Origin of the sequence: Xanthomonas sp. BRIP62415, assembly GCF_003993515.1 — a bacterium.
GTDB classification, from domain to species: Bacteria; Pseudomonadota; Gammaproteobacteria; order Xanthomonadales; family Xanthomonadaceae; genus Xanthomonas; species Xanthomonas euroxanthea.
Map to the genome: position 1 here is coordinate 1 of NZ_QEZH01000045.1, position 5,658 is coordinate 5,658.

General features: G+C 53.4%; 1 protein-coding gene, 2 tRNA genes and 3 rRNA genes. All 6 read right to left on the reverse strand.

Annotated features, from left to right (window positions below):
* Positions 1-33 precede the first annotated feature (33 nt).
* Positions 34-148, reverse strand: a 5S ribosomal RNA gene (gene rrf / locus EO141_RS21235).
* Between the two features lie 127 nt (positions 149-275).
* A 23S ribosomal RNA gene (locus EO141_RS21240) occupies positions 276-3,156 on the reverse strand.
* A 227-nt stretch (positions 3,157-3,383) separates the two neighbouring features.
* Positions 3,384-3,460: transfer RNA gene (locus EO141_RS21245), tRNA-Ile, on the reverse strand.
* Positions 3,461-3,479: 19 nt separating this feature from the next.
* Positions 3,480-3,555: transfer RNA gene (locus EO141_RS21250), tRNA-Ala, on the reverse strand.
* Between the two features lie 94 nt (positions 3,556-3,649).
* Positions 3,650-5,196: ribosomal RNA gene (locus EO141_RS21255) — 16S ribosomal RNA — on the reverse strand.
* Together the 16S, 23S and 5S rRNA genes with 2 tRNA genes alongside form the textbook arrangement of a ribosomal RNA operon.
* 115 nt (positions 5,197-5,311) lie before the next feature.
* A partial coding sequence (locus EO141_RS21565; RefSeq protein ID WP_206514847.1) for a hypothetical protein occupies positions 5,312-5,658 on the reverse strand: 347 nt, incomplete at its 5' end.

Below are 5,658 nucleotides of genomic sequence, written 5' to 3' on the forward strand. Positions count from 1 at the left end.
CAGTCCTGTTGGACTGAGGGTTTCGGGTAAAGCCCCTGGCGATGACCTACTCTCGCATGGCTTGAGCCACACTACCATCGGCGCAGCTGCGTTTCACTTCCGAGTTCGGGATGGGATCGGGTGGTTCCACAGCGCTAATTTCACCAGGGAGACGGTTGGAGCGTCGCCATCCAAGAAACGGATTAAGGCGCCCAGTCTCGCATAGTTAACTTGTGACGTAGCTTGCGTTTGATGATCTACCAACGTTCGTTGGGACCAAGGCAACTTGAGGTTATATGGTCAAGCCGCACGGATCATTAGTATCAGTTAGCTCAATACATTGCTGTACTTACACACCTGACCTATCAACCACATAGTCTATATGGTTCCTTTAGGGGGCTTGTGCCCCGGGAAGTCTCATCTTGAGGCGCGCTTCCCGCTTAGATGCTTTCAGCGGTTATCGCTTCCGAACATAGCTACCCGGCAATGCCACTGGCGTGACAACCGGAACACCAGAGGTTCGTCCACTCCGGTCCTCTCGTACTAGGAGCAGCCCCTCTCAAACTTCCAACGCCCATGGCAGATAGGGACCGAACTGTCTCACGACGTTCTGAACCCAGCTCGCGTACCACTTTAAATGGCGAACAGCCATACCCTTGGGACCGACTACAGCCCCAGGATGTGATGAGCCGACATCGAGGTGCCAAACACCGCCGTCGATATGAACTCTTGGGCGGTATCAGCCTGTTATCCCCGGAGTACCTTTTATCCGTTGAGCGATGGCCCTTCCATACAGAACCACCGGATCACTAAGACCTACTTTCGTACCTGCTTGATCCGTCGATCTTGCAGTCAAGCACGCTTATGCCTTTGCACACAGTGCGCGATGTCCGACCGCGCTGAGCGTACCTTCGTGCTCCTCCGTTACTCTTTAGGAGGAGACCGCCCCAGTCAAACTACCCACCATACACGGTCCCTGATCCGGATAACGGATCTAGGTTAGAACGTCAAGCACGACAGGGTGGTATTTCAAGGATGGCTCCACTGCAGCTAGCGCCACAGTTTCATAGCCTCCCACCTATCCTACACAGACGAACTCAACGTTCAGTGTAAAGCTATAGTAAAGGTTCACGGGGTCTTTCCGTCTTGCCACGGGAACGCTGCATCTTCACAGCGATTTCAATTTCACTGAGTCTCGGGTGGAGACAGCGCCGCTGTCGTTACGCCATTCGTGCAGGTCGGAACTTACCCGACAAGGAATTTCGCTACCTTAGGACCGTTATAGTTACGGCCGCCGTTTACTGGGGCTTCGATCAAGAGCTTCGCCTTGCGGCTGACCCCATCAATTAACCTTCCAGCACCGGGCAGGCGTCACACCCTATACGTCCACTTTCGTGTTTGCAGAGTGCTGTGTTTTTGATAAACAGTCGCAGCGGCCTGGTTTCTGCGACCCTCTTCAGCTATAGCTCGCATGAGCCACCAAAAAGGGTGCACCTTCTCCCGAAGTTACGGTGCCATGTTGCCTAGTTCCTTCACCCGAGTTCTCTCAAGCGCCTGAGAATTCTCATCCTACCCACCTGTGTCGGTTTACGGTACGGTCTTCGTGAGCTGAAGCTTAGGAGCTTTTCCTGGAAGCGTGGTATCAGTGACTTTGCCATAAAGGCTCGTCTCGGTGCTCGGTCTTAAAGGATCCCGGATTTGCCAAAGATCCAAACCTACCGCCTTTCCCCGGGACAACCAACGCCCGGTACACCTAACCTTCTCCGTCCCTCCATCGCACTCACGCGAGGTGCAGGAATATTAACCTGCTTCCCATCGACTACGGCTTTCGCCCTCGCCTTAGGGACCGACTAACCCTGCGTCGATTAACGTTGCGCAAGGAAACCTTGGGCTTTCGGCGTGCGGGCTTTTCACCCGCATTATCGTTACTCATGTCAGCATTCGCACTTCCGATACCTCCAGCAGACTTCTCAATCCACCTTCGCAGGCTTACGGAACGCTCCTCTACCGCGCATAAAACAAGTTTTATGCACCCCAAGCTTCGGTTCACTGCTTAGCCCCGTTAAATCTTCCGCGCAGACCGACTCGACCAGTGAGCTATTACGCTTTCTTTAAAGGGTGGCTGCTTCTAAGCCAACCTCCTGGCTGTCTATGCCTTTCCACATCGTTTTCCACTTAGCAGTGAATTTGGGACCTTAGCTGTGGGTCTGGGTTGTTTCCCTTTTCACGACGGACGTTAGCACCCGCCGTGTGTCTCCCGGATAGTACGTACTGGTATTCGGAGTTTGCAATGGTTTGGTAAGTCGCGATGACCCCCTAGCCATAACAGTGCTCTACCCCCAGTAGTATTCGTCCGAGGCGCTACCTAAATAGCTTTCGAGGAGAACCAGCTATCTCCGGGTTCGATTAGCTTTTCACTCCTAATCACAGCTCATCCCCGTCTTTTGCAACAGACGTGGGTTCGGGCCTCCAGTACCTGTTACGGCACCTTCACCCTGGCCATGACTAGATCACCCGGTTTCGGGTCTACTGCCCGCGACTATGCGCCCTTATCAGACTCGGTTTCCCTTCGCCTCCCCTATACGGTTAAGCTTGCCACGAACAGTAAGTCGCTGACCCATTATACAAAAGGTACGCAGTCACTCTTGCGAGCTCCTACTGCTTGTACGCACACGGTTTCAGGATCTATTTCACTCCCCTCTCCGGGGTTCTTTTCGCCTTTCCCTCACGGTACTGGTTCACTATCGGTCGGTCAGGAGTATTTAGCCTTGGAGGATGGTCCCCCCATATTCAGACAGGGTTTCACGTGCCCCGCCCTACTCGTCTTCACTGGAGTGGCCCTTTTAAATACAGGGCTATCACCTTCTATGGCCAATCTTTCCAGATTGTTTTTCTAAAGCCATTCCAGCTTAAGGGCTGCTCCCCGTTCGCTCGTCACTACTTAGGGAATCTCGGTTGATTTCTTTTCCTCCGGTTACTTAGATATTTCAGTTCACCGGGTTCGCTTCCAGCAGCTATGAATTCACTGCAGGATACTGCCGAAGCAGTGGGTTTCCCCATTCGGACATTGCCGGATCAAAGCTTGTTGCCAGCTCCCCGACACTTTTCGCAGGCTACCACGTCCTTCATCGCCTCTGACCGCCTAGGCATCCACCGTGTGCGCTTATTCGCTTGACCATATAACCCCAAGTTGCCTCGGGGTCACATGCCGTGTTGTGTGGGGTACAAAGCCACCAACGCGAACATACGACTCAATTATTTAGGGACTCGAAGTCCCCGCCTTAGCCTCAACGACACGTTTAGATAGATATCTCAAACGCTCGCTACGTCACAAGTTATAAAAGAACATGTATCAGCCTCAACGCTGATCCATATAAATTCTTGAGTGTGCACTACATTCAGAGTGGTGGGTCTGGGTAGACTCGAACTACCGACCTCACCCTTATCAGGGGTGCGCTCTAACCACCTGAGCTACAGACCCGAAGTCTTTTCACTCAATATGGTGGAGCCTGTCGGGATCGAACCGACGACCCCCTGCTTGCAAAGCAGGTGCTCTCCCAGCTGAGCTAAGGCCCCAAAAGGGACTTCGCATACCGACCTGTGCCGGTATGAATCTCTGAATGCAGGTAATTTGTGAGGACGCCCGACAGGAACAATGACGTCATGCTCAAAAGGAGGTGATCCAGCCGCACCTTCCGATACGGCTACCTTGTTACGACTTCACCCCAGTCATCGGCCACACCGTGGCAAGCGCCCTCCCGAAGGTTAAGCTACCTGCTTCTGGTGCAACAAACTCCCATGGTGTGACGGGCGGTGTGTACAAGGCCCGGGAACGTATTCACCGCAGCAATGCTGATCTGCGATTACTAGCGATTCCGACTTCATGGAGTCGAGTTGCAGACTCCAATCCGGACTGAGATAGGGTTTCTGGGATTGGCTTACCCTCGCGGGTTTGCAGCCCTCTGTCCCTACCATTGTAGTACGTGTGTAGCCCTGGTCGTAAGGGCCATGATGACTTGACGTCATCCCCACCTTCCTCCGGTTTGTCACCGGCGGTCTCCTTAGAGTTCCCACCATTACGTGCTGGCAACTAAGGACAAGGGTTGCGCTCGTTGCGGGACTTAACCCAACATCTCACGACACGAGCTGACGACAGCCATGCAGCACCTGTCTCACGGTTCCCGAAGGCACCAATCCATCTCTGGAAAGTTCCGTGGATGTCAAGACCAGGTAAGGTTCTTCGCGTTGCATCGAATTAAACCACATACTCCACCGCTTGTGCGGGCCCCCGTCAATTCCTTTGAGTTTCAGTCTTGCGACCGTACTCCCCAGGCGGCGAACTTAACGCGTTAGCTTCGATACTGCGTGCCAAATTGCACCCAACATCCAGTTCGCATCGTTTAGGGCGTGGACTACCAGGGTATCTAATCCTGTTTGCTCCCCACGCTTTCGTGCCTCAGTGTCAGTGTTGGTCCAGGTAGCCGCCTTCGCCACGGATGTTCCTCCCGATCTCTACGCATTTCACTGCTACACCGGGAATTCCGCTACCCTCTACCACACTCTAGTGACCCAGTATCCACTGCAATTCCCAGGTTGAGCCCAGGGCTTTCACAACAGACTTAAACCACCACCTACGCACGCTTTACGCCCAGTAATTCCGAGTAACGCTTGCACCCTTCGTATTACCGCGGCTGCTGGCACGAAGTTAGCCGGTGCTTATTCTTTGGGTACCGTCAGAACAATCGGGTATTAACCGACTGCTTTTCTTTCCCAACAAAAGGGCTTTACAACCCGAAGGCCTTCTTCACCCACGCGGCATGGCTGGATCAGGCTTGCGCCCATTGTCCAATATTCCCCACTGCTGCCTCCCGTAGGAGTCTGGACCGTGTCTCAGTTCCAGTGTGGCTGATCATCCTCTCAGACCAGCTACGGATCGTCGCCTTGGTGGGCCTTTACCCCGCCAACTAGCTAATCCGACATCGGCTCATTCAATCGCGCGAAGCCCGAAGGTCCTCCGCTTTCACCCGTAGGTCGTATGCGGTATTAGCGTAAGTTTCCCTACGTTATCCCCCACGAAAGAGTAGATTCCGATGTATTCCTCACCCGTCCGCCACTCGCCACCCATAAGAGCAAGCTCTTACTGTGCTGCCGTTCGACTTGCATGTGTTAGGCCTGCCGCCAGCGTTCACTCTGAGCCAGGATCAAACTCTTCACTTAAAATTACATGTCCGAAGACAAATACTTTAGCTGCAGAAGTTCAACCACTGACAACTTATCGCTTGCAAAGCAATTAATATGTTGCTTTTTGATTAAACGTCTGCAAGATGGACAATCATCCTTCCTGCAGGCGTCCGCACAAATTACCTGCGCACACTGTCAAAGAACATTGGGAAGTGGCCTCAGCGCCGTTCCCGTCAGCTTCGTCGTTTCCGTCGAAGCGAGCCGCCCATTGTAGCGGGCTTTTTCTTTCCGTCAACACCTCATTTCGAGGTGGTTGACGCTGCTTCGTTTCGACCCGAAGGTTTTCTGCGAAGCGAGCCGGCCATATTAGCAGGCTTTTCATCTTCGTCAACCCCTCGTGAAGAGGAAGTTGCCGCCGCTGCACCTCAATCTGCCGAAGCATCTTTCCGTGTAGCGAGCCGCCCATCATAGCCGGCTTTTTCGTTTCGTCAACACCTT